The organism is Microcella alkaliphila (assembly GCF_004216855.1).
In the GTDB taxonomy this organism is placed as follows: Bacteria; Actinomycetota; Actinomycetes; order Actinomycetales; family Microbacteriaceae; genus Microcella; species Microcella alkaliphila.
The window spans coordinates 469,043-492,239 of record NZ_SGXT01000011.1 but is presented as its reverse complement, the minus strand read 5'-3'; the positions used below and the strand labels follow the sequence as shown (position 1 = coordinate 492,239).

Genomic DNA, 23,197 nt, shown 5'->3' with positions numbered 1-23,197 from the left:
TCACCATGACCGACGCAGCACTCGAGCAGCTCGCTGACCTCTACCGCGACCTCCACGCGCACCCGAGCTGAGTTTCGCCGAGACGCGCTCGCGGCCGACGCGTCGTGGAGCGGGCGCATCCTCGCCGTCTTCCAGCCCGCCGAAGAGAAGGGTGCTGGCACCCGCGCGATGGGGAACGACGGGCTCTTCGACCGCTTCGGCACGCCCGACGTCGTGATTGGCCAGCACGTCGCTCCGCTTCCGGCCGGTGCCATCGGGATGCGCGTGGGGCCCGCATTCGCCGCCTCCGACGCGCTCCGGGTCACCCTGTACGGGCGCGGCGGTCAATATCATCCCGGACTCGGCCGAACTGAAGCTCTCTATTCGCACGTTCGACTCGACGGTGCGTGCGGGTGTGCTGGCCGCCATTGAACGCATCGTGCGCGGCGAAGCGCAGGCAGCGGGCGCCGTCGCCATGGCCCGGCGGCTCGATGCCGGAGGACACGAGCGTGTTCATCTACGCCCCCTTCTTCCACCGCGACGACACAAGCGTCGAGGCCGCCCACCGCTTCGAGCCCGAGCACTTCCTGCACGAACGCACCTCGGAGGATTGGCCGTTCATCCCGTTTAGCGCCGGCCCCGCGATCTGCCCGGCGCGCAACCTCGTGCTGCACATCACGAGCACGGTCGTCGCCCGACTCGTCACCGAGCGCGAGCTGGAACTGACCAGCGGAGTTCTCGACCCCCGGCAGCCGTTGCCGGGAACGCTCGACCCGTTCGGGCTGCGCTTCACGGCACAGCCGCGGGTGACGACGTCCGCGCCGATCGACCCCGACATGGGGGTGGCCGCCGAGGCTGTCTAGTCGAACAGCACCCGGTATTCGCCGTACCCCTCGGCCTCGAGCTCGGCGACCGGGATGAACCGTAGTGACGCCCAGTTCATGCAGTAGCGCATGCCGCCGCGATCGCGTGGGCCGTCATCGAACACGTGCCCGAGGTGACTGTCGGCGCCGGAGGATCGCACCTCGACCCGCTTCATGAACAGACCGCGGTCGATGCGGGTCGTGACGGCATCCTCCTGGATGGGACGCGTGAAGCTCGGCCATCCGGTGCCGGAGTCGTACTTGTCGCGCGAGGAGAACAGCGGCTGGCCAGACACCACGTCGACATACAGCCCCTCGGCTTTGTTGTCGTGGTACTCGTTGCGAAACGGCGGCTCGGTGCCGTCGTTTTGCGTCACCTTGTGCTGCAGCGGCGTGAGGCGAGACAGCTGATCGGCGGTCGCCCGGTAGTCGGCCGGGTCGTGCCGGGGGATGTTTCCTTCGGTCATGGATGCACGCTACGCCCGCGAGGTGAGATGCGGCCGCGAAGAGGGCGAGCATCCGCCTTGTGGAGTGACGCAAAAGTTCTCCGTCGACGGGTATATCGTTTAAGATATTTTAGGGAGGTGCGATGAAGCAGTTGCTCAGAGATGCGCGGGTTCGCCGCGGGCTCGGTCAGGCCGAGTTGGCCGACGCTATCGGCACGAGCCAAGCTGCGGTGTCCTTTATCGAGTCCGGGCATCGTGCGCCGCGTGTAGACACAGTTGCCCGCTGGTTGCACGTCACGAACCACCACCTCGTCGCATTCCCAAGTGTGTACCCGACCGCGGCGGAGGTCGGGGTCGTCGTAACCGACGCCCTGCAGGCTGACAGATCAGACGACGGGCGGCGTGCTTTGCTGTCACTCGCCGACGCATTGCTGGTCGCAGAACCTGTCGAGGCCGTTCTCTTGTGCGCGGAGGCGCCCGCCAGCACCGCTGTCCCTCTGTGGGACGCGACTATTGCTGCGCTGGTGGATTGGCGGCTCGGAGAGCGAGGCTTGCCCGTGCCGTCGTGGGTCGCCGGCTTTGGTGAGCGGCTTGAGAACCCGACGACTCTCGCGAGCTCGCCCTTTGATATGGAGCCGCCCCGCAATCATGTTCCGCTGCCGTTCTTGCAGAGAAACGTGTTGGTGGACGCCGCCGAATGGGAGAGCGTCTGATGGGATTCCCTCTCGACCGCGACGACATCATCTCGGCGTTGAGCGAGCTGATTGCTCGGGCCCGGGACGCGGGAGTCACGGGCGTGACGATCGAGATCATTGGGGGCGCCGCGCTTCGTCTCGGATACTTCGACCGCCGCACCACTGTTGACATTGACGCGCGTATTTCCGACGAGGCAGCTCTCGCCCCCCACGTGCGCGCGATCGCTCGAGAACGCGGGTGGCCTGACGACTGGCTCAACACGAAAGCTGCGCTCTTTATCCCCGCGTGGGGCGAAGAGGTCGAGTGGAACACAGTGCTTGACAACGAAACGTGTCGCGTGGCCATCGCCCCGCCCGGTGCGCTGCTCGCTATGAAGGTGAAAGCGATGGAGCGCAGGGGTAACCGGGATGCGGGAGACGTGGCGAAACTCATCACCCTGTTGGGTCTACGGTCGGCCGATGAGGTCGATGACCTCTACGGCGCATACTTCCCCGGCGACGCGATGAGTCCGGTCGCATTCGCGCGTGTGGAACGCATCTTCGACATCGGTCCTCCCGAACCCGAGCCGAGACCAGAACCGCCGTTCCGGGGGTGACTCACCGGCTGGCGGCAGCCAGTCGCTCGATCGCGTCGACGAATCCGGCCCACCCGGCCGCCGCCTGCGCGTAGCCGTCGACGTCGAGGCCGCCGCCGGTCTGCGAGAGCGTCAGCGAGCATCCATTCGCCTCGGCGCCGGCGAGCTCGAACATGACCGTGTCGCGTTGATCGATCGACGCGTCGTCGGTGATCGTGAACGACAGGATGCTCGGGGCATCGACCGTGAGCATCTCGCCTTCCCAATCGATCGTCGCCCCGCCCGGGAGCACCATCTGGGCCGACCACGGCTCGCCGGCAACAGCGCGCCAGGTGAGACGGTCGAGCGGGACCTCGACGGCGTCCGTGCCGAACCACGTCGCGAATGCGCTGGGCGTGGTCAGCACCTCCCACACGCGCTCGGGGGCGGCCGCGATGTCGCGGGTCGAACGGAATCCGGAGGGGCCTACGTCGGTCATGTCGGTGAGGCTACTCTGGGGGCCCACCGCGCGGGAGGGAACCTCACCATGACCGTGACCAGCTCGAACGCCGACGCTACGACGAGAACTATGACCTTCGTCGCCGAGTTCGCCGCGCCCGTGGCCGAATTCTGGCGGGTGTGGGCAGAACGCGACCTGCTCGAGAAGTGGTGGGGTCCGCCCGCCTACCCCGCGACGAGACCCCCGAACCCGACAACCGCACGACGGTGACGTTCGAGCAGATCGGCGAGAGCAGCCGCATGACCTTGCGCTCGGTGTTCCACACCGATGAGGCGTTCGCCGAGGCGGTCGAGTACGGTGCCGAGCAGGGCTACGTCGAGGGCATCGGGCAGATCGACGCCCTTCTCGGTGGGTACGACGCGGGGGCTTGACGCGGTCGTTCGCGCGGTCTAACGTGCAACCAAATGGTTGTACAAACGGATGCCCTCACCGACGATCAGGTCGACGCCCTGTTCCGCGCGCTCGCCGATCGCACGCGGCGCGACATCGTCGCCCGCGTCATCCACCGCGAACAGAGCGTGTCGGCGCTCGCGGAGCGCTACGAGATGAGCTTCGCCGCGGTGCAGAAGCATGTTTCGGTGCTGGAGCGCGCATCCCTGGTGTCGAAGCGCCGACGCGGCCGCGAGCAGATCGTGACGGCGGACCGCGACGCCGTGCGGCTCGCGCGGAAGGTACTCGACAGCTATGAAGCCCTCTGGCGGCACCGTGCCGACCAGATCACCGCCCTCCTCGCCGAGGGCTGACGGAAGGACCGACCATGACCGTGCGTGACCACGCGATCGACCGTGACGCGCTCACTCTGACGTTCGTCGCGGAATTCGCCGCGCCCGTCGAGCGCGTCTGGCAGGTGTGGGCCGACCCGCGGCAGCTCGAGCGGTGGTGGGGTCCGCCGGAGTGGCCGGCCACCTTCACGCGGCACGAACTCGAGCCGGGCGGCGAGATGCGGTACGTCATGACCGGGCCCGACGGCGAGACGTCGGCGGGGTGGTGGCGCATGACAGACGTCGAGGCGCCACACCGTTTGGCGTTCGACGACGGATTCGCCGATGCCGACGGAAACCCCGTGCCCGACATGCCCGTCACCCACGCGGAGGCACGGCTGGAGGATGCGGGGGAGGGCACGACGCGCATGACGCTGGTCTCGACGTTCCCCAGCCGTGAAGCGCTCGACGAGCTGGCCGAGATGGGGATGGTCGAGGGCATGTCGTCGGCGATGGCGCAGATCGACGCGCTGCTCGCTGACGGCTGATCGCCGCCGACGTCACACGGCGGCAATACAACTCTGCGATCATCGCGGGATGCGCCGAACCTGCACCGCCGACATGTCGCTCACTGCGCGCGGGGAAGCGCGGCTCGTGCTCTCCGTCGCCACCCACTCGAGCCTCGACGGCGTCGATGAAGAATTCGATGTCGTGCACGGTGACGAACCCGTTGTCGTGAGTGAACTACGCGACACTCACGGCAACCGCCTGCACGTGTGCGACGTGGGGGAGGGGAAGGTCAGCGTTCGCTATCGCGCGACGGTGACGGGTCGCGCCGAGCCGCAGATCGTCACGCCCCTGGACGAGATCACGTTCCTGCGCCCGAGCCGATACTGCGAGGCCGACGAACTCGTCGCCACCGCCGCGCGCGAGTTCGCTGGGCTGAGCGGGCACGACCTCGTCGCCGGCGTGAGCTCATGGGTCGGTACGCACCTCGACTACGTTCCCGGGTCGAGCCTGCCCACCGACGGGGCCGTGCGCACCCTGCTCGGCGGCAAGGTCGTGTGCCGCGATTACGCGCACCTCGTCGTTGCCTTGCTGCGCGCGCTCGACGTGCCCGCGCGCCTCGTGTCTGTCTACGCGCCGGGCCTCGACCCCATGGACTTCCACGCCGTTGCCGAGGTCGCCGTCGATGGTGTCTGGCGGGTCGTGGATGCGACGGCTCTCGCCCCGCGCTCATCCCTCGTACGCATCGCCACCGGTCGCGATGCGGCTGACACCGCATTCCTCAGCATCCACGGCGCGTTCGTCGACCTCACCGAGCTGACCGTGTCGGCGACGATCGATGAGTTGCCGAGCGACGACCTCAGCGAGCTGGTATCGCTGCGCTGACGGCCGCTCCGTCAGACGGGGCGCGTGAGCCCAATGTCGACGAGCCGCAGTTCGCCGCAGATCTCACGCGCGGGCGGGCGCCGTAGCCCGCGCTTCACCGCCCCGAACGTGACCGTGACGGTGGCGGGCAGCACTGCATCAGGGTCGGGAACATCGCCGCTGTCGGCATCGACGCCGCTGGGCTGGTCGCACGCCACCACGCTCAGCTCACCGAACCGTGGATGTGCTCGAACCTGCAGCACCGCATCGCGGGCAGCCCCGCGCAGGGCTGCTCTACCCGCCGACCCGATGCCGAGGATCCCGTCAACGACAACCTCCGCGGTGGCGAGCGCGTCGTCGAGCTGCGCCGCCTCGATGAGGCGCGCGCCGGCGGCGACCGCCGCATCCCTCCCCGCCTCATGGATGCTCGTGGCCGTCGCCTGCACCGCCACCGGTACGTCGTCTGCCGCGACGCGCGCGCACGCCCACAGTGCGTCGCCGCCGTTGTTGCCGGCGCCGACGAGGGCGAGCACCCGGGGCGCGGGGCCGGCCGAACGGGGGCCACTGGCCGTGGACGCGAGCTGCTCACGCACCACCTCGGCGAGCCCGTCGGCTGCGCGCTGCATGAGCGGTTCGCCGGCCGCGAGGAGCGGCTGCTCGGCGGCGAGGACCTCGGCGACGCTCCAGCCGACGAGGTGCTCGGGGAACGGCGGTGCGAGCACCCTGGTCATCATGCCCCTGCGGCGACGAGGGCGGAGATAAGCAGCGCGCATCCGAGGGCCGGAGGAGCGGCCTGCAGGAGGGCCGCCCGCCACGCGCGGCGAGACGTGACCAGCAGCGCTACGCCGGCGATCGTCATGGCGGCGCCGCCGGCACATGCGAGGGTCGCCCCGACGACGGAGCCTGCATCGCCGATCAGAAGCACAAACCCCGCGCTCGTGATCGCGGCGAGCACGAGGTTGTAGACGCCCTGGTTGGCGGCGAAAAGTCGCGTGGCCTCGACGGCGTCGTCGCCGCGCACGCCGAACAGGCGGCGGGTTGCGGGGCGACCCCACAGCAGCGACTCGAGCACAAACGCCGCGCCGTGAAACAGCACGCCGAAACCCAGTAGTGCGAGGGCGGCGATGAGCATGCGGCCAGCGTAAACGAGCCGGTGCCGCCGGCGGCAGAATAGTCGTATGCCACGACGCGCATCCGGTGCCGCCCCCGCGCCCGCCCCCGCCCGCAACGGCGAGATCTCGTACTGGATGTCAGACCTCGGCCCCGTACCCGTCGGCGAGCCGCTGGCCGTCGACGCGGAGGCCGACGTCGTCATCGTCGGCGCCGGCTACACGGGCCTCTGGACCGCCTACTACCTGGCCGAGCGCGACCCGTCCCTGTCGATCGTCGTGCTCGAGCAGCACCGCGTCGGTTACGGGGCATCGGGGCGCAACGGCGGGTGGCTGACGAACACCATCACGGGTGGACACGACGGCTACGCGGCGAAGCACGGGGTTGAGGCGGTTCGCGCGTTCCAGACTGAGTTGAACGCGACGGTCGACGAGGTGCTCGCGGTCTGCGCGCGCGAGGGCATCGATGCCGAGGCGACGAAGGGCGGCAGCCTGCTCGTCGCGCGCAATGAGGCCCAGCGTCGCCGCGTCGCGAAATATGTCGACCACGCCGAAAAGTGGCCCGAGGAGGGCGTCGTCGAGCTGAGTGCCGCTGAGAGCCGCGCCCGCGTCAACGTCGCCGAGACGCGGGGCGGACTGTGGCAGCCCCATTGCGCGCGCATCCACCCTGCGAAGCTCGCGCTCGGACTTGCCGATGCCGTGCGCCGCCGCGGCGTGCGCATCTACGAGAACACGCGCGTGACCGACATCGAACAGGGCGTCGCCCGCACCGAGCACGGCGTCGTGCGTGCCCGCCACGTGTTGCGCGCCACCGAGGGCTTCACAACCCGACTGCCCGGCAGGAAGCGTGACTGGCTTCCGCTCAACTCGTCGATGATCATCACCGAGCCGCTCACCGACGACATGTGGGCTGAGATCGGCTGGCAGGGATTCGAGACGCTGGAAGACCTGTCGCACGTCTACGCCTACGCACAGCGCACCCCCGATGGCCGCATCGCGATCGGCGGCCGCGGCACGCCGTACCACTGGGCGAGCCGCTTCGACACCGACGGGCTGACCGACGAGGCGACCTGGTCGAGCCTGTCGGCGCTGGTGCGCGAGTGGTTTCCCGTGATCGGCGACGTGGGCATCGCCCACACCTGGAGCGGCGTGCTCGGCGTGCCCCGCAACTGGCGGGCGACCGTGCAGTACGACGCGGAAACGGGGCTTGGGGCGGCCGGCGGCTATGTCGGCACCGGCGTCACGGCGACGAACCTCGCCGGGCGAACCCTCGCCGACCTCGTGACCGGCGCCGACACCCCGATCACAAGACTGCCGTGGGTTGGCCAGCGCACCCGCAGATGGGAGCCCGAGCCGCTGCGGTGGGTCGCCACGCGGGTCATCTACGGCGCCTACCGCTGGGCCGACCGCTCCGAGTTCCGCGGGCTCACCCACACCTCACGTGTGGCGCGCATCGCCGACGTGATCAGCGGGCGCTGAGCGGCGGGCGCCGACCCGCGCATCCCGGATGCGCGTGGTGGCCTCCGCAACGAATCGAGCGATTTCTCAGCGATACCCGTATCCTGATTGCCACACCACCCGTTTTTCCTCTGGAGGAATCGAACACTCGTGGATCACACCACGCACTCAGGGTCGTCGCAAGACGACCCTGGACATAGTTGCTACTCACATCTGACCCGCACTGATCGACGCCCGACGGGGGTGACCCCGTGACCGAGGCTGTCATTCTTCTCATCGTCGGCATCGTCGCGATCCTCGTGATCATCGCCGCGAACGGCTACTTCGTCGCTCAGGAATTTGCGTACATGTCGGTCGATCGCGTGAAGCTTGGCGCCCGCTCTGAGGCGGGCGATCGCTCGGCGCAGCGGGCACTCGCGGTCACGAAGCGCACATCATTCATGCTGTCGGGCGCGCAGCTCGGCATCACTGTGACCGGCCTGCTCGTCGGCTACGTCGCCGAGCCGCTCGTGGGTGAGCCGATCGGTGCGATGCTCGGCGATGCCGGTGTCGCGACGGGCATCGCGATCGGAGTCGGGACGGTGGGCGTGCTCGTCGTCGCGAGTGTCGTGCAAATGATCTTCGGCGAACTGTTTCCGAAGAACCTTGCGATCGCCAACCCCGAACCGGTCGCTCGTTTCCTGGCGCGCTCGACCACGATCTACTTGGCCGCCTTCGGCTGGCTGATCACGATCTTCGACAAGTCGGCCAACGCCTTCCTACGCCTGTTGCGCATCGAGCCAGTGCACGACCTCGACACGAGCGCGTCGGCCGCCGACCTCGAGCACATCATCGACGACTCGCGCGAGAGCGGCGACCTGCCCGAAGGGTTGTCGATCATCCTCGACCGCATCCTCGACTTCCCGAACCAAGACGTCGAGCACGCCATGATTCCGCGCGCGCACGTCGACATCGTTCGCCCGACCGCGACGATCGACGAGGTCCGCACCCTCATGGCGACGGGTCACACGCGCTACCCCGTCGTCAACGACGACGAGGAGCCGATCGGTGTCGTGCAGTTGGCCGACCTGCTACGCAGCCCACTTCCCGGTGACCGGCCCGTCACCGAGCTCATGCGCGAGGCGCTCGTCGTGCCGACACTCATGCGGCTTCCCGACGCGCTTGCGCAGCTCACCGGCACCCGCAACGAGCTCGCCTGCGTCATCGACGAGTACGGCGGATTCGCGGGCGTGCTCACGCTCGAAGATCTCGCCGAAGAAGTCGTCGGTGAGATCACCGACGAGCACGACGCAGAGCTCGACGAGGTCGTCGAGCGCCTCGCCGACGACGAGTGGAGCATGGACGGCGACGTTCACGTTGACGAGGTGGAACGCGCCGTCGGCCACGACCTCCCCGCCGGCGACTACGAGACGATCGCGGGGCTGTTGATTGCGGCCCGCGGCGACCTCCCCGGCGTCGGCGAAGTGATCACGGTCGAACTGCCCATCGAGGGCGGCGACTTCATCGACGATGATCCGGTTCGCCGATACCTCGAGATCGAGGTTCTCGAGATCGACCGGCACGTGCCGAGTGAGCTGCGCGTGCGGCTCATCGAGCGCGCCGCGACGGGCCCCGTCGAGATCGTGCCCGCGGACGACGCGAGCGACGACGACGCGGACCGCGCATCCATCGAAGGGGATGCACGATGAGCGTCCTTGCGATCCTTCTGATCACGATCGGCCTAATCGTGCTGTCGGCGTTCTTCGTCGTTATCGAGTTCGCGCTGCTCGGCGCCCGCCGCCACCGCCTGGAAGAGGAGGCGGCCACCAGCCGCTCTGCCCGCGCCGCGCTGCGCAGCGTCAACGAGCTGACCATGATGCTCGCCGTCGCTCAGCTCGGCATCACGGCCTGCACGTTCGCGCTCGGCGCGATCACCAAGCCCGGGGTCGAAGCCCTCCTGGAGCCTGTATTCGCGGGGTGGATGCCGGAGTGGCTGTCGACCACCATTGCGTTCGTGCTCGCGCTGCTCGTGGTCACGTTCTTACACCTCGTTGTGGGAGAGATGGCCCCGAAGTCGTGGGCCATTGCCCACCCGGAGCTGTCGGCGAAGGTCATCGGCCTGCCGTCGCGCGCCTTCGTCACCGTGCTTCGACCGCTGCTGACGGCCATCAACGCGATCGCCAACCGGCTCGTCGCCGCGACCGGCGTCGAGCCGGTCGATCGTGCCGCCGTCGGCGGACAGGATGCGGCCACCATTCGCCATCTGGTCGAGCACTCGGCGCAGGCCGGTGTGCTCGAGCCGGAGGTGCGCAGTCAGATCTCGGGCGTGCTCGACCTTCAGACCATGGTCGTTGAGACGCTGATCTCGTCCGGTGTGCGCCCGACGACGGTTGCGGCCCAATCGAGCGTTGCCGACGTGCAGGCGACTGCGCGGCGTACCGGTCACCTGCGCATCCTCATCGATGATGGTGACGATGATGGGCTACCGGGCGTCGTGCACGTGCGGGACACGCTGCTCGCCGACTCCACGGAGCCCGCGTCGAGGTTTGCGCGCCCTGCCTACCGCATCGAGGCGGGCACGCTCGTGCACGAGGCGCTGACGATGATGCAGGCGGACAGCGTCCAGCTAGCGATCATTATGCGCGGCACAGAGATGGTCGGCGTGGTGACGCTCGCTGACGTCCTTCGTCACGTGCTGCCGCCGGTCGTGGCAACGGCGGGAGCGCGCTGAGTCGGGCGCCGCGCGGTCTAGTGTGACCGCAACTTCTCGATGAGTTCGTCTTTGCGCAGTTCGCTGTAGCCGGTGATGCCGAGCTCTTTCGCCCGGCCGCGCAGTTCGTCGACCGTCCAATCGTCGTACGAACCGCTGGAGCCGCCGCGCGCGCCCACCGCGTCGCGTCCGTCGCGCGCGGCGGCGTTCGCGATGCGCGCCGCCTTCTCCTTGGATGCGCCGTCGTCGCGAAGGCTCTCGTAGAGCTTCTCGTCCTTCACGCTGGGGTTGTCGTCGTTCTTCGGCACCGTGAGCCTCCCTGTTCCGTTCGTGCCCCCAGGGTGCCCGGACGCCGACGCCGACGGCAGCTCTGCGCATCGGGCGCACAGCACACTCACCGCGACAGACCAGGAAACCGCACGTGGACTGGGCGGGGGCTGGCAAACGGCCCCGAGCAGCGCTGCCGTCTGACAGCATTCCGTCATGAGTGCCCACCACCCCACCGCCGTCCTGCGCGCCATCAGCACGGTGCTGCCCGACATCGTTATCGAGCAAGATCGGGTGCGCGACATCTTCTCCGGCCAGGAGGGGCTCAGCCGGCTGGGGCAACGCCTCGTCGCCACGGCATTCGACTCGTCGGGCATCGACACCCGGCACACCGTCATCACCGACTTCGGCGACAACAACCCGGACGCGCGGGGCGTCGCCCCCGCCTACATCGACGAGGCGACGGGTGCTTTGCACGCTCCGGGCACAAAGGCGCGCAACGACCACTACATCGCGGCGGCCGGGCCGATGTTCGTGGAGGCCGCCCGACGCGCGATACATGCCGCTGACGGCATTGAAGCGGCCGACGTCACGCACGTGATCACCGTCTCGTGCACGGGCTTCTTCGCCCCGGGCCCCGAATACCTCATCGCGCGCAATCTCGGCCTCGACCCGGCAGTGCAGCGATACCACCTGGGATTCATGGGCTGCTACGCCGCGCTCCCGGCCCTGCGCATGGCGGCACAGTTCTGCGCCGCTGATCCCGAGGCCGTGGTGCTCGTCGTGAGTGTGGAGTTGTGCACACTGCACCTGCACGCGAGTGACGACCCCGACCTGATCGTCGCGAACTCGCTGTTCGGCGACGCGGGAGTCGCCGGCATCGTGAGTCGCCGCCCGCTCGGCGCTGGCGAGCGTGGCCTGCGACTCGATCGCTCCGAGACGGCCGTGACGCCCGTCGGCGAGGGCGACATGGCGTGGACGATCGGCGACGAGGGCTTTGACATGGTCTTGTCGACCGCCGTGCCGCAGATCATCGGCGAGCACATCGCGGCGGCCCTGCGGCCGCTCGTGTCCTCTGTTCCCGAGCTTGCCAGCGCTCTCGCCGAGGACGGACTTGGAAGAGCGGTCGCGCGCTGGGCCGTGCATCCCGGTGGGCGCAGCATCGTCGACAAGGTCGAGGAGAGCCTCGGCCTCGAACCCCAGCAGGTGGCCCCGTCGCGCGACGTGCTGCGCGCCATCGGAAACGTGTCGAGCGCCACCGTCATGGTCGTCATGCAGCGCAACCTTGAGGCATACGCCGAGCCCGGCGATCGCCTGATCGCGCTTGCCTTCGGCCCGGGCCTCACCGTCGAGTCGACGCTCATGACCGTCGTCACGGGATAGTCCCGCCGTGATCGACTTGCGACACCGAGCGGCGGATGCTCGTGAACTGATGGACGACCCAGACTGCGACGTAGATGCCCTGGAGCTGACGTACGGGCACTTCGCCACGGTAAACGCGGCCGTGAGCGACATTGGCGGGATCTTCGCCGACGAGATTGCACCCCGTGCGATGGGCAGATCGGCCAGCCGGCCCGTGCGCGTGCTCGACATCGGCACCGGGGGAGCGGACCTCCCACGGGCGCTACTCACCAGAGCGGCCCGAGCGGGCCTCCCGCTCGAGGTCGTCGCGATCGACCCCGACCCGCGCGCGATCGGGTGGGCGCGCACGCAGGCGCTGCCGCCGGGCCTCGACCTACGGGAGGCGACCACGGCCGACCTCGTGGCGGCGGGGGAACGGTTCGACGTGGTGCTGTCGAACCACGTCGTGCACCACCTCGATGCCCGCGAGCTCGGGGCGCTTTTCGCCGACTCGGAAGCGCTGCTCGCCCCCGGTGGGGTCGCCGCCCATCATGACCTTGCGCGCAGCAGGCTCGGTTACGTCGGCTACGACCTCGGCATGCGCGTGTTGTACCCGACCCTGTTTCGCGGATCGTTGCTGCACGTCGACGGGCTGATCAGCATCCGTCGATCGCACACGCCCCGCGAGTTGCGCCACGCGCTTCCGCCCGGCTGGAGCGTCCGCCACTATCGAGTGCCCTGGCGCCTGGTCATTCGCCACGAGCGGCCCCATGAGTGAGCGCACCGTCGACGTCGCCATCGTGGGCGGCGGCGGTAACGGCATCCTGCTCGCGTGCCTGCTCGCCGACCGCGGCCTCACGGTGCGGGTGCTCGAGCGCCGTGCAACGATCGCCGACCGCCCGCGCGCATTCGGCATCCATCCCGCCGCTCTCGACGCGCTCGACGCGGTCGGGGTCGGCGACGCCGTGCGCGCGGAGGCGCTCGCACTGACGGACGGCGCGTTCGTTGGCATCGACGGTCGCCGGGCGGCGGTCACGTTCGACCCGCGCGACTTCCCCGGCCCCGTCGTGCTGGGCCAGAACCGCGTAGAAGAGCTGCTCGAGCAGCGCCTGCACGCCCTCGCGCCCAGAGCGCTGCAGCGCGGCGTGACGGTGACCGCCGTGACCGAGGAGGGTTCCTGCGTGCGCGTCAGCGCGCGCATCGGCGGCGACACACTCGAACTCTCCGCTGCAATCGCTCTGCTCGTCGACGGCACGAACGGGCGCCTCAGCGAAACGTTTGCCGGACCCGCTCGCCTCGTCGGCCCGAAGCGCTGGTACGCCATGGCGGAGGCGGAGGCGACCACCGAGGATCAGGCCGGCTCGGTCGCGCTCATCGCCTCGCCGGGCGGCGTCGTCGAGTCGTTCCCGCTGCCCGGCGGTCGCCGGCGCTGGGTGGCCTGGCGCGACAACGACGCTGCGCTCGACGATGACCAGTTCCGGATGCTCGTGCACGACCGCACCGGATGCTCGGTCGGCATCATCCACGGTCCCGTATCCGTCTTCGCCGCGCAAAGTCGGCGCCGACGGCGACTCGTCCATGGTCGGGTGGTGATCGCGGGGGATGCGGCGACCACGGTGAGCCCCATCGGGGGCCAGGGGCTGACGATCGGATGGGGGGCGGCGCAGACGCTCGCCGACGAGCTCACGCGCGCGAGCATCCACGACCGCATCGTTTTTCGTCGCTACTCGCGCGCAGTCAGCCGCGTAGCGCGCCGCGCACAACGCCGCGCATCATTCTTCATGCGCCTCGGTGACCCTACATCGCCCCGTGACTGGCTGCGACGGGGGGCCGTGCTCGTGCTCGCACGGCGCGCAATGCGTCGGGTCGTCTACCGGCTCGTCGTCGTGCGACGGCTTTGAGCCGACGTCGCACGAGCGCTCCACGACATGCCCGGGACGGCCGTTTCGCGGGAGGGGGTTGACGGATGGTGCATGTGTATGACATCGCGCGCGACCATCTATAACCCTTGCGTGAGCGTGCGAAATGTTTCGTATACGTCGCACTGACCGTCTACCCCCGTTCGGGGGTAGTGTCTGGCCATGGGGAAATTCATCTACGGAGTACCCTCCACTACGGTCGACATTGATGACCGTGTGCTCGCTCACCTGCGCATGGTGATGACCACCAAGCTCCGCCGATCGGAACCCTTCATGTTCGAATTCGACCTGCCGCCCGCAGAGGGCAGCGGCAGGCGGAGCTTCTGGGTGCACCCGGCCGTGCCCATCCAGTTCCACTTCTTCGGCAGCCGCGAACCGCGCCTCAACCGAGCCTGGGTTGAAACGCTCTTCCGCGAGGCGAGCGGGCCCACTGGTCTGCGGATCGTTCCCGAGCCGGAAGAGTCGGCGCCGGCCGCCTCCGCCAGCGCTACGCCGAGTCGTGGTCTTGCTGCACGTGCTCGGAGTCGATGACAATCCCGCCTGAGAGATTCGCTGACGTTGACAGGCTTTCGAGCCAGGCTCGATCCAACTCCGGCTGGTCGAGCGAGTCGAAGACGAAGCGCAGGGGTATGGTCGGATGCACCCAGATTGTCGAGCGTCCCGGTCGTTCGCCAGGTGGGTGTTCCCAACTTACGGTGAAGCTCTCGCCGCGCCGCAACTTCGCCGTGGCGAGCACCTTCAGGTGCGCCAAGGCCTCGTCGTCGAACGGAATCGCCACTTCACTGCCCGCGTAATACAACGTCCCCATCTGGGGAACACTACTCGCTAGCCGAATTGTTCGTGCGGGAAAGGTCACGGGTGGCCGGCCCCTCGATGACGCGGCCCTCCACGTCGAACCGCGAGCCGTGCAGCGGGCAATCCCACGACTCCTCGGCGGTGTTCCACCGAAGAACTCCTCCGAGATGCGTGCACACCGTGCGCAGTGCGCATCCGGGTTCCGCGCCCTCCGAGGTGACAGGCACGACCCCCTCGCGGTCCACCTCGGGGGCGGACGGCGCGGCGGGCGACGGCCGCGCCCACCCCGCGATCATCTCCTTTGCGACGGCGGCGTTCGCTCCGACGATGCTGCCGAGGGTGCGCGCGGAGCCGCGCCGACCATGGAAGGCCGGTGCCCACGGCATCGGAGCATCGGCGAGTTCTCCCGCGATGATGCGTGCTGCGAGCATGGCACCCGTCATGCCCCACTTGGCGAAACCGGTCGCGGCGTAGGCGCGGCCATGGCTTCGCGGTACGGGGCCGGCGAAGGGCATGTGGTGCTCGGGTTGATAGTCCTGCGCGGCCCACCACGTTACGAGCGACGCACCCGCAAAGGTTGTCGACGCCCAATCGACGACAGCGGCGAGTCGCTCGGCCGTGTTCTCGTCCCGGCCCGTCGTGAAGCTGTCGCCGCCGACGACAACCAGTCGCTCGCCATCCGGACCGCGGGCATCCCGCAGCGATCGCTCAATGGGGTCGACGGACAAGCTCATCGCCATCTCGGGCGCGCCGCCGGGGACACTGAACGCCCCCACGTACTGGCGAGAGGGCACCATGTGGGCGAAGAAGAGTCCGCGGTCAACGATGGGCAGGCCCGTCGCGACGACGATGTGCTCGGCCCGGACCGTCGCGTCATCGAGGCGGACCGAGACCCCGTCGCGGTCGATCTCGACATCGCGCACGCGAACTCCTTCGATGAGCTTCGCGCCCGCCGCACGCGCGCGGCGGGCGAGGACCGACAGCGCATCGAGCGGCTGAATTTGATGCTGCCCGTCGAGCCGAAGGGCGCCGCGCACAGTCACGGGCAGCTCGACGCCGCTGGGGGAGCACCACTCGGCACCGATGCCCGCCACGGCCAGCGCGTCCGCCTCCTCGGTCAGCGCGGCGACGCCCTCATCGGTCGTCGCGTAGCTGAGCGACGTCCGTTCCTCCACGACGCCGCCCGCGCCGCGCAGTTCGTCGAGCAGCCAGGCCTGCGCATCCAGGGTGGCCGCCGCGTAGTCGCGAACGGCATCGTCGCCGTTGTGGGCGCGGATGCTGCTGTACATGGTCCCCTGCAGGGCGCTGACCTTCGCCGTGGTGTTGCCCGTCGTCCGCCCGCCGATGCGGTCGGCCTCGAGCAGCACGACGTCACGGCCCTCCCTCGCGAGCAGCAGGGCGGTGGCGACGCCGGCGAGGCCGCCTCCTGCCACGACGACGTCCGCGCGCTGCGGGATGCCCGTATCCGCCTCGATGCCCGAGGAGGTGGCGTGCCAGAGCGAGAGCGGGCCGTGCTGCCCGCTCACGCGGTGACCTCCGCGCCCTCGGGGTAGAGGACGACCTTGATGCAGCCGTCCTCCTTCTTCTGGAACAGCTCGTACAAGCGCGGCGCGTCCTCGAGCGTTCCGCGGTGCGTGACGAGGTCGGAGAGGCCCAGCGGGTCCGCCGGGTCTTCCACGATCGGCAGGAGCTCGTCGATCCAGCGCTGCACGTTGCACTGGCCCATCCGCAGCGTGAGCTGCTTGTCGAACATCGTCTTCACCGGCAGGACGTCGGCATCTCCGATGTACACGCCGGCAAGAGACACGGTGCCGCCGCGGCGAACCAGGTCGATCGCCGTGTGCAGCGCCTGCAGGCGGTCGACGCCCGTCGCCTCGAGAACGGGGCGGGCGATCGCCTTCGGCAGGCGTGCCGTGGCGGCCTGGGCTGCCTTGACGACGGGATTGCCGCTCGCCTCGGTGCCGACCGCGTCGACCACCCGGTCGGCACCCCGGCCCTCGGTGAGCTCAACGACCGTGTTGAGTTCGTCAACGTCGAGCGCGTGGACGCCGTGCCGCGCGGCCATCGCGCGCCGCTCGGGCACCGGATCGACGCCAATCACGCGGGCGCCGCGCAGCCGGCCGACTCGCGCGGCCAGCTGGCCGACCGGACCGAGCCCGAGCACGAGAAGGGTCTCGCCCTCCTGCAGCTCGGCGTACTCGACCGCCTGCCAGGCCGTCGGGATGATGTCGCTGAGGAAGAGGTACCGCTCATCCGGCAGCGTGCCGTCGATGCGGATGGAGGTCGCATCGGCAAGGGGTATCCGCAGATACTCGGCCTGCCCGCCCGGCACGGAGCCGTACAGCGAGGTGTAGCCGAAGAGGGAGGCGCCCATCCCGTGGTCGCGGTTCTGGGTCGTCTCGCACTGCGTGTGCAGTCCTCGAAGGCACATCGGGCACGAGCCGCAGGCGATGGGGAAGGGCACGACGACGCGGTCGCCCACAGCAAGGCTCGACACCCCCGGGCCGACCTCGGTGACAATGCCCATCGGCTCGTGACCGAGGATGTCCCCCGGCTTGATGAACGCACCGAGTAGTTCGTACAGGTGAAGGTCGGAACCGCAGACAGCGGTCGCAGTCACACGGATGATCGCATCGGTCGGCTGCTCGATCCGCGGTGCGGGGACATCGGCGACCTCGAGTGAGCGATGACCCTGCCAGGTGACGGCCCTCATCGGACGCCTCCCTTGCGCTGGCAGCGGCCGGGCGGGCGTGGCGATGTGGATGTCATGCGTCGAGCATCCTCGCGTCGTGGCCGCACGGGCAGGGGGTTGACAGCGGGCGGGCACACGATCCTCTGCGCCCGGCATCCTGTCATGCCCCGCGGGATCAGCCGAGGTGCGGCGTAGCGTCGCCGACTCACCGTCCGCTCATTGCGCGGGCCCGTCCGAAGGGGATTTTATGTTCTTCCACCGTCAGGAACTGCAGTTCGACGCGACACCCGACAAGCCGGACGCGGTATACGCCCGGCGCCTGCAGGAGGTGCTCGGCGGGCAGTACGGCGAGATCACGGTCGCCATGCAGTACGGCTTCCAGGCCTGGAACTGTCATCTGCCCGGCAAGTACCGCGATTTGCTTTACGGAATCGCCGCGGAAGAGTTCGGCCACGTGGAGATGCTCGCCATCATGATCGCCCGCCTGCACTCGATGACTGACGATGCGGGCGTGAAGAGCATGCTGTCGTTCCTCATCGCCCGCGACACGATGCATCAGAATCAGTGGATCGCCGCCGCGCGCGAGCTGCAAGAGGAAAACCGCGAGGCGCTGCCCGTGCCGAGCACCTTCCCGCGCAGCAAGGAGGCATCCGAGCACGCGTACGAGTACCTGAACTTCTCCGACGGCCAGGCCGCGGCAGAGGGTTCGTGGGCATCCGGTCCGACCCCAGACGGGCACGGCGAGTTTAGTTACGTCGATGGGCCAAGCTCTCGGGTTCCCATGGGGCCGCCGACCCGACCCGACCCACGATTCCACGGAACGGACCCCGGGCCCGCCGTGCTGTCCAAGGCGGAGGGCGCGATTCGCGATGCCCTCTCCTGAGTCGGTGCTCTAGGGCTCTCGGATCAGGCTGAGCCCGCGATCGGTCGACGCGGCGGCAACCATCGTCGCCACCCATGCCGCGTTGATCGGTCGCGCTCGTTCCGGGCGGTCGATGCGAAACTGCATCCAGATGGCCGGGTGCATCCAGAACTCCCGGTAGCCAGAGCCCGACGGAAGTTCTCGTCCCCGCAACGTCAGGATGAACGACTCGTTTCGACGAAACTTCGTGCCGATCGCAATTTCTAGGTGAGCGAGAATTCGATCGTCGATCTCGAAGGAGTTCGTGGCGGACCCTCCATATATGAACTGCCCCATCAGCGTGCGGAGATTCGGTGCGGCGGGACGATGCGCGGGGAAAATGAAGGGTAGACGCGGGTCATGATGGAACACTGTGTCACGGCGGGGAGTCGGCGATCTAGGGCTTGACGATGGGGCACTGGACGGCTATGTGCGCGTCGCTCGATAGACTCGACCCTCGTGTCCAAGGTCTTGACGTCCCTCCCCGTCGGCGAACGCGTCGGCATCGCCTTCTCCGGAGGTCTCGACACCTCCGTCGCCGTCGCGTGGATGCGCGACAAGGGGGCCGTGCCCTGCACCTACACGGGCGACCTCGGCCAGTACGACGAGCCGGACATCGCCGCGGTGCCGGGTCGAGCGTCCGAATACGGGGCCGAGATCAGCCGCCTCGTGGATGCGAAGGCCGCGCTCGTCGAGGAGGGCCTCGTGGCGCTGCAGTGCGGGGCGTTCCACATTCGCTCGGGCGGCAAGGCCTACTTCAACACGACGCCGCTCGGCCGCGCCGTCACCGGCACCATGCTCGTGCAGGCGATGAAGGAAGACGGCGTCGAGATCTGGGGCGACGGCTCGACCTACAAGGGCAACGACATCGAGCGGTTCTACCGCTACGGCCTGCTCGCTAACCCCCGCCTGCGCATCTACAAGCCGTGGCTCGATGAGGCCTTCGTCTCCGAGCTCGGCGGGCGCCAAGAGATGAGCGAGTGGCTCGTTGCGCACGGCTTCCCGTACCGCGACTCGGCCGAGAAGGCGTACTCGACCGACGCGAACATCTGGGGCGCCACCCACGAGGCGAAGACGCTCGAGCACCTCGACGTGTCGCTTGAGACCGTCGAGCCGATCATGGGCGTGCGCTTCTGGGACGAGAACGTCGCGATCGCCACCGAGGATGTGCGCATCACCTTCGACGCCGGACGCCCCGTCGCCATCAACGGCGTCGAATACGGCGATGCGGTGGCTCTCGTGCGCGCCGCGAACGAGATCGGCGGCCGCCACGGCCTCGGCATGAGCGACCAGATCGAAAACCGCATCATCGAGGCCAAGAGCCGGGGCATCTACGAGGCCCCCGGCATGGCGCTGCTGCACATCGCCTACGAGCGGCTCTTGAACGGCATCCACAACGAAGACACCATCGCGAACTACCACGCCGAGGGGCGGCGCCTTGGCCGCCTCATGTACGAGGGCCGCTGGCTCGACCCGCAGTCGCTCATGTTGCGCGAGTCGATTCAGCGCTGGGTCGGCTCGGCCGTGACCGGCGAAGTCACGGTGCGTCTGCGTCGCGGCGACGACTATACGATCCTTGACACGACCGGCCCGACCCTGTCGTACGCCGCCGAGAAGCTGTCGATGGAGCGCGTCGGCGATGCCGCCTTCGGCCCGACCGACCGCATCGGCCAGCTCACCATGCGCAACCTCGACATCGCCGACTCGCGGTCGCGCCTCGAACAGTACGCCGCACACGGCATCATCGGCGGCCCGACCGCCGAGCTTGTCGGCCGCATGACCGCCGGCGAGGCGGAGGCGATCACGGCGGCAAGCGGCGGCGAGCAAGACGTCGACGCGTTTGACATCGCTGGCGAGGGCGCCGCGTTCGACGCCGGAACCGACTAGCGACGCTGTGGCAGCGGGCACGCCCTCGGCAGAATCGGCCCCGGCCGCGCCCGGGGCGGTGCCCGTGTTCCGTGCGCCGATGCGGTCACGGTCGGCGAGCATCCCCGATGACGGCGCTGCGGTTACGCGCGCGCTCGAGATCGGCGTCGTCGGAATCGGCGACCGCATTGACGACGGCGATGCCGGCCAGCGGGAACGCCTCGCGCGGCGGGTCGACCGCTTCGCCTCCGCGCCCGACGGCGCGTTCGTCATCACACTGGATGCTCGGGGCGACGTCTATCTCGGACGTCTCGCGGGCCCGTACGCGCGCGACGATTCGGCCGAGGCACACGCTGTCGATCTTGTGCATGTGCGGCCGTGCGATTGGCGGTCGACACCGCTGGGCGATGACGAGCTGCCCGCCGCCATAGTGCAGACCCTGCAGCGCGGCGGTCGCAACTGGCAGCGAGTGCGCGACGACGACGCGGGCGCGCACCTCTCGACCGTGTGGGCCGCGAGCGGGCGTCGCTAGTCGACCTGCTCCTGCTGCGTTTCGATGAACGCGCGCTCGTCGTCGCTGAGCGCGTCATCGGCATCGCGCGTATCGCCGGTGATCGACTCGATCTCGGCGAGCACCGACTCCGGGAGGTGCGGATTGCGCTCCTCGGCGAGCGCGTCGTTCAGCGCGTGGCGCGCGCCGATCGACAGCTCAGGCCACCACGTTTCGATCGCGGGGCCGCTCACGTGAGCTGGCCCTCGCGCATCTCGCGCTCGATTTCGAACGTATGCAGGGCCGCCTGGGCTTCGCCGATGGATTCGAAGCGCCCGAGCATCCTGCCGTTCGCCGCAATCAGTCGGTAGCGCAGGATTCCGTCGGTCTCGATCGTCGCGACGACCTCGGTGCCCTTGCGGCCGACGAGGGCGAGGTGGGGGACTCCCGGTACGACGCTCCAGGTGATGGTGGTCATGTCACGCCTCCTTGTCACTGCGAGCGGGATCGCCGTGCAGTGAACCGTACCGTACACCCTGGTCATGCGGGGTCGGAGGGGATTGACGCGCGGGGCGCGGCGCGCTACCGCTCCCCGCTAGCCGTCGCGGCGCTTCTGGCGGGGCTTGCGGGCCGGGCGGTCGTCGCTCTCGCGCGAGAAGCTGCCGCGCGCGTCGCCGCCGCCGCGCGCATCACCAGCGCGACCCCCGCGGTCGTTGCGGTCGCGGAACCCGCCGCGGTCCTTCTTACGCGGGCCGCGGTCACTCTTCAACTCGATCAGGCGCCCGCTGATGCGGGTGTCGGCGAGCTTCTTCAGCGTCGCGGTCGACATCTCGGCGGGCAGCTCGACGATCGAGAAGTCGAGCTTGATGTCGATCGCCCCGAAGTCGTCGCGCGACAGCCCGCCCTCGTTCGCGAGCGCTCCGACGATCTGGCGAGGCTCGACGCGGTGCCGGCGGCCGACCTCGATGCGGTACGGCGCGAGCGGCGGACCGTTACGGCGTTCGCGACGCGGCGGGCGCTCGGAGTCGCCGCGAGCATCCCGGCCGCCATCCCGGCCGCCGGCATCCCGCGAGCGATCGTCGCGCGGCATCTTCGGCGGGCGGATGTCGTCCTCCGTAAGCAGCAGGGGAGTGCCGCCCTGCGCGACGACCGCGAGCGCGGCGGCGACGTCGGCTTCCGGCACATCGTGGTGCTCGACGTAGTGGTCGATGATGCCCCGGAACGTTTCGATCAGGTCGGTCTTGCCGAGTGCCTCGCTGATGGCGTCGTCGAAGCGGGTGAGTCGCGTGGCGTTGACGTCGTCGACCGTCGGCAGGTGCATCTGCGTGAGCGGCTGGCGGGTGGCGCGCTCGATCGCATCCAGCAGGCGCCGCTCGCGCGGAGTGACGAAGCTGATCGCGTCGCCCGTGCGGCCGGCGCGGCCCGTGCGGCCGATGCGGTGCACGTAGCTCTCGGTGTCGACGGGAATGTCGAAGTTGACGACGTGGCTGATGCGCTCGACGTCGAGGCCGCGGGCGGCGACGTCGGTGGCGACGAGGATGTCGAGCTTCGCGTTCTTCAGCTGCTCGACCGTGCGTTCGCGCTGCACCTGCGGCACGTCGCCGTTGATCGCCTGGGCGGAGTATCCGCGGGCGCGCAGCTTCTCGGCCAGCGTCTCGGTCTCGTTCTTCGTGCGAACGAACACGATCATGCCGTCGAAGTTCTCGACCTCGAGGATGCGCGTGAGGGCGTCGACCTTCTGCTGGTACGACACGACGAGGTAGCGCTGCGTGATCGTCGACGACGTGGTCGTCTTCGTCTTGACGCTGATTTCTTCGGGATCGTTGAGGTGCTGCTGCGCGATCCGGCGAATCGAGGCGGGCATGGTCGCCGAGAACAGGGCGACCTGCTTGTCGTCGGGCGTGTCGGCGAGGATCGTCTCAACGTCTTCCGCGAAGCCCATCTTCAGCATCTCGTCGGCCTCGTCGAGCACGAGGTACTTCAGCTCAGACAGGTCGAGGGTGCCCTTGTCGAGGTGGTCCATGATGCGGCCGGGCGTGCCGACGATGACGTGCACGCCGCGGCGCAGCGCCGACAGCTGCACGCCATAGCCCTGGCCTCCGTAGACGGGCAGAACGCTCACGCCGGGAAGGTGTGCGGCGTAGCGCTCGAACGCCTCACAGACCTGCAGAGCGAGCTCGCGGGTGGGGGCGAGCACGAGCGCCTGCGGTGTGCGCTGCGACACGTCAAGGCGCGACAGGATCGGCAACGCGAACGCGGCCGTCTTGCCGGTGCCGGTCTGGGCGAGGCCCACGACGTCGCGCCCAGCCAGCAGTGTCGGGATCGTCGCCGCCTGGATGGCGGAGGGGGTCTCGTAGCCGACGTCGGTCAGCGCGGCCATCACGGCGTCGCTGAGCCCGAGTTCAGAGAATTTCGGCAGGGGTGTGGCGTTGTCTGCCTCGGTCGTATCGGGCGTCTCTGGAGGCGTCATGCCCTTAACGGTACGCGGGTTTGGCCGCGCGACGTACCGTTGCCGATGCCGAAGGAATTCGCCAGGTCTGC

General features: G+C 68.9%; 31 protein-coding genes and 1 pseudogene. 19 read left to right on the top strand and 13 right to left on the bottom strand.

Features of this window, described 5'->3' with window-relative positions:
• Nucleotides 1-33 precede the first annotated feature (33 nt).
• Nucleotides 34-252 (top strand): annotated as a pseudogene (locus EV140_RS13580) (hypothetical protein); the annotation flags it as partial.
• A gap of 49 nt (nt 253-301) precedes the next feature.
• Here EV140_RS13580 and EV140_RS13575 read toward each other — a convergent pair.
• Nucleotides 302-496, bottom strand: a complete 195-nt coding sequence (locus EV140_RS13575; protein WP_157985582.1) for a hypothetical protein — start codon at nt 494-496, stop codon at nt 302-304.
• On the opposite strand from EV140_RS13575, the gene EV140_RS03025 reads away from it, so the two are divergent.
• Nucleotides 489-842: a cytochrome P450 gene (locus EV140_RS03025; RefSeq protein ID WP_157985581.1), complete on the top strand. Its 354-nt coding sequence runs from the start codon at nt 489-491 to the stop codon at nt 840-842. The two genes, EV140_RS13575 and EV140_RS03025, sit on opposite strands and share 8 nt — an antisense overlap.
• Here EV140_RS03025 and msrB read toward each other — a convergent pair.
• Nucleotides 839-1,309, bottom strand: coding sequence for a peptide-methionine (R)-S-oxide reductase MsrB (msrB, locus tag EV140_RS03020; protein WP_130280870.1), 471 nt, complete (start codon nt 1,307-1,309; stop codon nt 839-841). The two genes, EV140_RS03025 and msrB, sit on opposite strands and share 4 nt — an antisense overlap.
• 122 nt (nt 1,310-1,431) lie before the next feature.
• Between msrB and EV140_RS03015 the strand changes: the two genes are divergently transcribed.
• Together EV140_RS03015 and EV140_RS03010 are read left to right on the top strand one after the other, a co-directional pair.
• Nucleotides 1,432-2,001 carry a helix-turn-helix transcriptional regulator gene (locus tag EV140_RS03015; protein WP_130280868.1) on the top strand — a complete coding sequence of 190 codons (570 nt, stop codon included), beginning with the start codon at nt 1,432-1,434 and terminating at the stop codon, nt 1,999-2,001.
• Nucleotides 2,001-2,579: a hypothetical protein gene (locus EV140_RS03010; RefSeq protein WP_241971263.1), complete on the top strand. Its 579-nt coding sequence runs from the start codon at nt 2,001-2,003 to the stop codon at nt 2,577-2,579. The genes EV140_RS03015 and EV140_RS03010 overlap by 1 nt, the downstream gene beginning before the upstream one ends.
• 1 nt (nt 2,580) lies before the next feature.
• Here EV140_RS03010 and EV140_RS03005 read toward each other — a convergent pair whose 3' ends face one another.
• Nucleotides 2,581-3,036: an SRPBCC family protein gene (locus EV140_RS03005; RefSeq protein WP_130280866.1), complete on the bottom strand. Its 456-nt coding sequence runs from the start codon at nt 3,034-3,036 to the stop codon at nt 2,581-2,583.
• 48 nt (nt 3,037-3,084) lie between these two features.
• Here EV140_RS03005 and EV140_RS03000 point away from each other — a divergent pair, with 48 nt between their 5' ends.
• The 5 genes from EV140_RS03000 to EV140_RS02980 are packed head-to-tail and all read left to right on the top strand — an operon-like array spanning nt 3,085 to nt 5,150.
• The gene (locus EV140_RS03000) at nt 3,085-3,267 is read left to right on the top strand and encodes an SRPBCC family protein (protein WP_130280864.1); all 183 of its coding nucleotides are present in this window, start codon (nt 3,085-3,087) and stop codon (nt 3,265-3,267) included.
• Nucleotides 3,264-3,428, top strand: coding sequence for an SRPBCC family protein (locus EV140_RS02995; RefSeq protein ID WP_198674323.1), 165 nt, complete (start codon nt 3,264-3,266; stop codon nt 3,426-3,428). Before EV140_RS03000 ends, EV140_RS02995 begins: the two co-directional genes overlap by 4 nt.
• Nucleotides 3,429-3,461: 33 nt before the next feature.
• Complete coding sequence (locus tag EV140_RS02990; RefSeq protein WP_130280860.1) at nt 3,462-3,800, top strand: ArsR/SmtB family transcription factor; 339 nt, start codon at nt 3,462-3,464, stop codon at nt 3,798-3,800.
• Between the two features lie 14 nt (nt 3,801-3,814).
• A complete protein-coding gene (locus EV140_RS02985) occupies nt 3,815-4,306 on the top strand; it encodes an SRPBCC family protein (protein ID WP_130280858.1) in 492 nt (163 codons plus the stop codon).
• Between the two features lie 49 nt (nt 4,307-4,355).
• On the top strand, nt 4,356-5,150 hold the full coding sequence (locus EV140_RS02980; RefSeq protein WP_130280856.1) for a transglutaminase-like domain-containing protein: 795 nt from the start codon (nt 4,356-4,358) through the stop codon (nt 5,148-5,150).
• 11 nt (nt 5,151-5,161) lie between these two features.
• On the opposite strand, the gene EV140_RS02975 is transcribed toward EV140_RS02980, so the two are convergent.
• A complete protein-coding gene (locus tag EV140_RS02975; RefSeq protein WP_130280854.1) occupies nt 5,162-5,860 on the bottom strand; it encodes an NAD(P)H-hydrate epimerase in 699 nt (232 codons plus the stop codon).
• Nucleotides 5,860-6,261 (bottom strand): DUF1304 family protein, encoded by a 402-nt coding sequence (locus tag EV140_RS02970; protein WP_130280852.1) that lies wholly within the window; start codon nt 6,259-6,261, stop codon nt 5,860-5,862. The genes EV140_RS02975 and EV140_RS02970 overlap by 1 nt, the downstream gene beginning before the upstream one ends.
• Before the next feature lie 46 nt (nt 6,262-6,307).
• Between EV140_RS02970 and EV140_RS02965 the strand changes: the two genes are divergently transcribed.
• The 3 genes from EV140_RS02965 (at nt 6,308) to EV140_RS02955 (ending at nt 10,406) form a co-directional block, all read left to right on the top strand.
• Nucleotides 6,308-7,717: an NAD(P)/FAD-dependent oxidoreductase gene (locus tag EV140_RS02965; RefSeq protein ID WP_130280850.1), complete on the top strand. Its 1,410-nt coding sequence runs from the start codon at nt 6,308-6,310 to the stop codon at nt 7,715-7,717.
• A gap of 230 nt (nt 7,718-7,947) precedes the next feature.
• The gene (locus tag EV140_RS02960; RefSeq protein ID WP_130280848.1) at nt 7,948-9,384 is read left to right on the top strand and encodes a hemolysin family protein; all 1,437 of its coding nucleotides are present in this window, start codon (nt 7,948-7,950) and stop codon (nt 9,382-9,384) included.
• On the top strand, nt 9,381-10,406 hold the full coding sequence (locus EV140_RS02955) for a CNNM domain-containing protein (RefSeq protein WP_130280846.1): 1,026 nt from the start codon (nt 9,381-9,383) through the stop codon (nt 10,404-10,406). Before EV140_RS02960 ends, EV140_RS02955 begins: the two co-directional genes overlap by 4 nt.
• Before the next feature lie 17 nt (nt 10,407-10,423).
• Here the strand turns inward: EV140_RS02955 and EV140_RS13435 are convergent, their stop codons facing one another.
• Entirely contained in the window at nt 10,424-10,693 is a 270-nt protein-coding gene (locus EV140_RS13435; protein WP_241971262.1) for a DUF7218 family protein, read from the bottom strand.
• Nucleotides 10,694-10,868: 175 nt separating this feature from the next.
• Between EV140_RS13435 and EV140_RS02945 the strand changes: the two genes are divergently transcribed.
• From EV140_RS02945 to EV140_RS13660, 4 genes are all read left to right on the top strand, one after another.
• Nucleotides 10,869-12,035 carry a type III polyketide synthase gene (locus EV140_RS02945; RefSeq protein WP_130280842.1) on the top strand — a complete coding sequence of 389 codons (1,167 nt, stop codon included), beginning with the start codon at nt 10,869-10,871 and terminating at the stop codon, nt 12,033-12,035.
• A 7-nt stretch (nt 12,036-12,042) separates the two neighbouring features.
• The gene (locus tag EV140_RS02940; protein ID WP_241971261.1) at nt 12,043-12,771 is read left to right on the top strand and encodes a methyltransferase domain-containing protein; all 729 of its coding nucleotides are present in this window, start codon (nt 12,043-12,045) and stop codon (nt 12,769-12,771) included.
• Nucleotides 12,764-13,894 carry an FAD-dependent oxidoreductase gene (locus EV140_RS02935; RefSeq protein WP_130280840.1) on the top strand — a complete coding sequence of 377 codons (1,131 nt, stop codon included), beginning with the start codon at nt 12,764-12,766 and terminating at the stop codon, nt 13,892-13,894. Before EV140_RS02940 ends, EV140_RS02935 begins: the two co-directional genes overlap by 8 nt.
• Nucleotides 13,895-14,074: 180 nt before the next feature.
• A complete protein-coding gene (locus tag EV140_RS13660) occupies nt 14,075-14,443 on the top strand; it encodes a DUF7882 family protein (RefSeq protein ID WP_130280838.1) in 369 nt (122 codons plus the stop codon).
• Here the strand turns inward: EV140_RS13660 and EV140_RS02925 are convergent.
• The 3 genes from EV140_RS02925 to EV140_RS02915 are packed head-to-tail and all read right to left on the bottom strand — an operon-like array spanning nt 14,400 to nt 17,420.
• A complete protein-coding gene (locus tag EV140_RS02925) occupies nt 14,400-14,720 on the bottom strand; it encodes a DUF7882 family protein (protein ID WP_130280836.1) in 321 nt (106 codons plus the stop codon). The two genes, EV140_RS13660 and EV140_RS02925, sit on opposite strands and share 44 nt — an antisense overlap.
• Before the next feature lie 10 nt (nt 14,721-14,730).
• Nucleotides 14,731-16,233, bottom strand: coding sequence for an FAD-dependent oxidoreductase (locus EV140_RS02920; protein WP_198674322.1), 1,503 nt, complete (start codon nt 16,231-16,233; stop codon nt 14,731-14,733).
• Entirely contained in the window at nt 16,230-17,420 is a 1,191-nt protein-coding gene (locus EV140_RS02915) for an alcohol dehydrogenase catalytic domain-containing protein (RefSeq protein WP_130280832.1), read from the bottom strand. Before EV140_RS02915 ends, EV140_RS02920 begins: the two co-directional genes overlap by 4 nt.
• Nucleotides 17,421-17,646: 226 nt before the next feature.
• Between EV140_RS02915 and EV140_RS02910 the strand changes: the two genes are divergently transcribed.
• The gene (locus EV140_RS02910; RefSeq protein WP_130280830.1) at nt 17,647-18,282 is read left to right on the top strand and encodes a manganese catalase family protein; all 636 of its coding nucleotides are present in this window, start codon (nt 17,647-17,649) and stop codon (nt 18,280-18,282) included.
• Nucleotides 18,283-18,291: 9 nt separating this feature from the next.
• Here the strand turns inward: EV140_RS02910 and EV140_RS02905 are convergent, their stop codons facing one another.
• Nucleotides 18,292-18,597, bottom strand: a complete 306-nt coding sequence (locus tag EV140_RS02905; protein WP_130280828.1) for a DUF7882 family protein — start codon at nt 18,595-18,597, stop codon at nt 18,292-18,294.
• Nucleotides 18,598-18,759: 162 nt separating this feature from the next.
• Between EV140_RS02905 and argG the strand changes: the two genes are divergently transcribed.
• Nucleotides 18,760-20,187, top strand: a complete 1,428-nt coding sequence (gene argG, locus EV140_RS02900) for an argininosuccinate synthase (protein ID WP_130280826.1) — start codon at nt 18,760-18,762, stop codon at nt 20,185-20,187.
• A 79-nt stretch (nt 20,188-20,266) separates the two neighbouring features.
• Nucleotides 20,267-20,698, top strand: a complete 432-nt coding sequence (locus tag EV140_RS02895) for a GAF domain-containing protein (RefSeq protein ID WP_130280824.1) — start codon at nt 20,267-20,269, stop codon at nt 20,696-20,698.
• Here EV140_RS02895 and EV140_RS02890 read toward each other — a convergent pair.
• The 3 genes from EV140_RS02890 to EV140_RS02880 form a co-directional block, all read right to left on the bottom strand.
• Nucleotides 20,695-20,910 carry a hypothetical protein gene (locus EV140_RS02890; protein ID WP_130280822.1) on the bottom strand — a complete coding sequence of 72 codons (216 nt, stop codon included), beginning with the start codon at nt 20,908-20,910 and terminating at the stop codon, nt 20,695-20,697. The two genes, EV140_RS02895 and EV140_RS02890, sit on opposite strands and share 4 nt — an antisense overlap.
• Complete coding sequence (locus EV140_RS02885) at nt 20,907-21,134, bottom strand: hypothetical protein (RefSeq protein WP_130280820.1); 228 nt, start codon at nt 21,132-21,134, stop codon at nt 20,907-20,909. Before EV140_RS02885 ends, EV140_RS02890 begins: the two co-directional genes overlap by 4 nt.
• A gap of 117 nt (nt 21,135-21,251) precedes the next feature.
• Nucleotides 21,252-23,126, bottom strand: a complete 1,875-nt coding sequence (locus EV140_RS02880; RefSeq protein WP_130280818.1) for a DEAD/DEAH box helicase — start codon at nt 23,124-23,126, stop codon at nt 21,252-21,254.
• Between the last annotated feature and the right edge of the window lie 71 nt (nt 23,127-23,197).

Excerpts from the sequence above, each read along its gene's own strand:
- EV140_RS02980 (WP_130280856.1), top strand. The coding sequence starts at position 4,356 with ATGCGCCGAACCTGCACCGCCGACATGTCGCTCACTGCGCGCGGGGAA.
- EV140_RS03000 (WP_130280864.1), top strand. The coding sequence starts at position 3,085 with ATGACCGTGACCAGCTCGAACGCCGACGCTACGACGAGAACTATGACC.
- EV140_RS02915 (WP_130280832.1), bottom strand. The coding sequence starts at position 17,420 with ATGAGGGCCGTCACCTGGCAGGGTCATCGCTCACTCGAGGTCGCCGAT.
- EV140_RS02990 (WP_130280860.1), top strand. The coding sequence starts at position 3,462 with ATGGTTGTACAAACGGATGCCCTCACCGACGATCAGGTCGACGCCCTG.
- EV140_RS02965 (WP_130280850.1), top strand. The coding sequence starts at position 6,308 with ATGCCACGACGCGCATCCGGTGCCGCCCCCGCGCCCGCCCCCGCCCGC.
- EV140_RS02985 (WP_130280858.1), top strand. The coding sequence starts at position 3,815 with ATGACCGTGCGTGACCACGCGATCGACCGTGACGCGCTCACTCTGACG.
- EV140_RS02925 (WP_130280836.1), bottom strand. The coding sequence starts at position 14,720 with ATGGGGACGTTGTATTACGCGGGCAGTGAAGTGGCGATTCCGTTCGAC.
- EV140_RS13575 (WP_157985582.1), bottom strand. The coding sequence starts at position 496 with ATGAACACGCTCGTGTCCTCCGGCATCGAGCCGCCGGGCCATGGCGAC.
- EV140_RS03010 (WP_241971263.1), top strand. The coding sequence starts at position 2,001 with ATGGGATTCCCTCTCGACCGCGACGACATCATCTCGGCGTTGAGCGAG.
- EV140_RS13660 (WP_130280838.1), top strand. The coding sequence starts at position 14,075 with ATGGGGAAATTCATCTACGGAGTACCCTCCACTACGGTCGACATTGAT.
- EV140_RS02955 (WP_130280846.1), top strand. The coding sequence starts at position 9,381 with ATGAGCGTCCTTGCGATCCTTCTGATCACGATCGGCCTAATCGTGCTG.
- EV140_RS02880 (WP_130280818.1), bottom strand. The coding sequence starts at position 23,126 with ATGACGCCTCCAGAGACGCCCGATACGACCGAGGCAGACAACGCCACA.
- EV140_RS02910 (WP_130280830.1), top strand. The coding sequence starts at position 17,647 with ATGTTCTTCCACCGTCAGGAACTGCAGTTCGACGCGACACCCGACAAG.
- EV140_RS03005 (WP_130280866.1), bottom strand. The coding sequence starts at position 3,036 with ATGACCGACGTAGGCCCCTCCGGATTCCGTTCGACCCGCGACATCGCG.
- msrB (WP_130280870.1), bottom strand. The coding sequence starts at position 1,309 with ATGACCGAAGGAAACATCCCCCGGCACGACCCGGCCGACTACCGGGCG.
- EV140_RS02935 (WP_130280840.1), top strand. The coding sequence starts at position 12,764 with ATGAGTGAGCGCACCGTCGACGTCGCCATCGTGGGCGGCGGCGGTAAC.
- EV140_RS03015 (WP_130280868.1), top strand. The coding sequence starts at position 1,432 with ATGAAGCAGTTGCTCAGAGATGCGCGGGTTCGCCGCGGGCTCGGTCAG.
- EV140_RS02970 (WP_130280852.1), bottom strand. The coding sequence starts at position 6,261 with ATGCTCATCGCCGCCCTCGCACTACTGGGTTTCGGCGTGCTGTTTCAC.
- EV140_RS02945 (WP_130280842.1), top strand. The coding sequence starts at position 10,869 with ATGAGTGCCCACCACCCCACCGCCGTCCTGCGCGCCATCAGCACGGTG.
- EV140_RS02905 (WP_130280828.1), bottom strand. The coding sequence starts at position 18,597 with ATGGGGCAGTTCATATATGGAGGGTCCGCCACGAACTCCTTCGAGATC.
- EV140_RS02895 (WP_130280824.1), top strand. The coding sequence starts at position 20,267 with ATGCGGTCACGGTCGGCGAGCATCCCCGATGACGGCGCTGCGGTTACG.
- EV140_RS02975 (WP_130280854.1), bottom strand. The coding sequence starts at position 5,860 with ATGACCAGGGTGCTCGCACCGCCGTTCCCCGAGCACCTCGTCGGCTGG.
- EV140_RS02885 (WP_130280820.1), bottom strand. The coding sequence starts at position 21,134 with ATGACCACCATCACCTGGAGCGTCGTACCGGGAGTCCCCCACCTCGCC.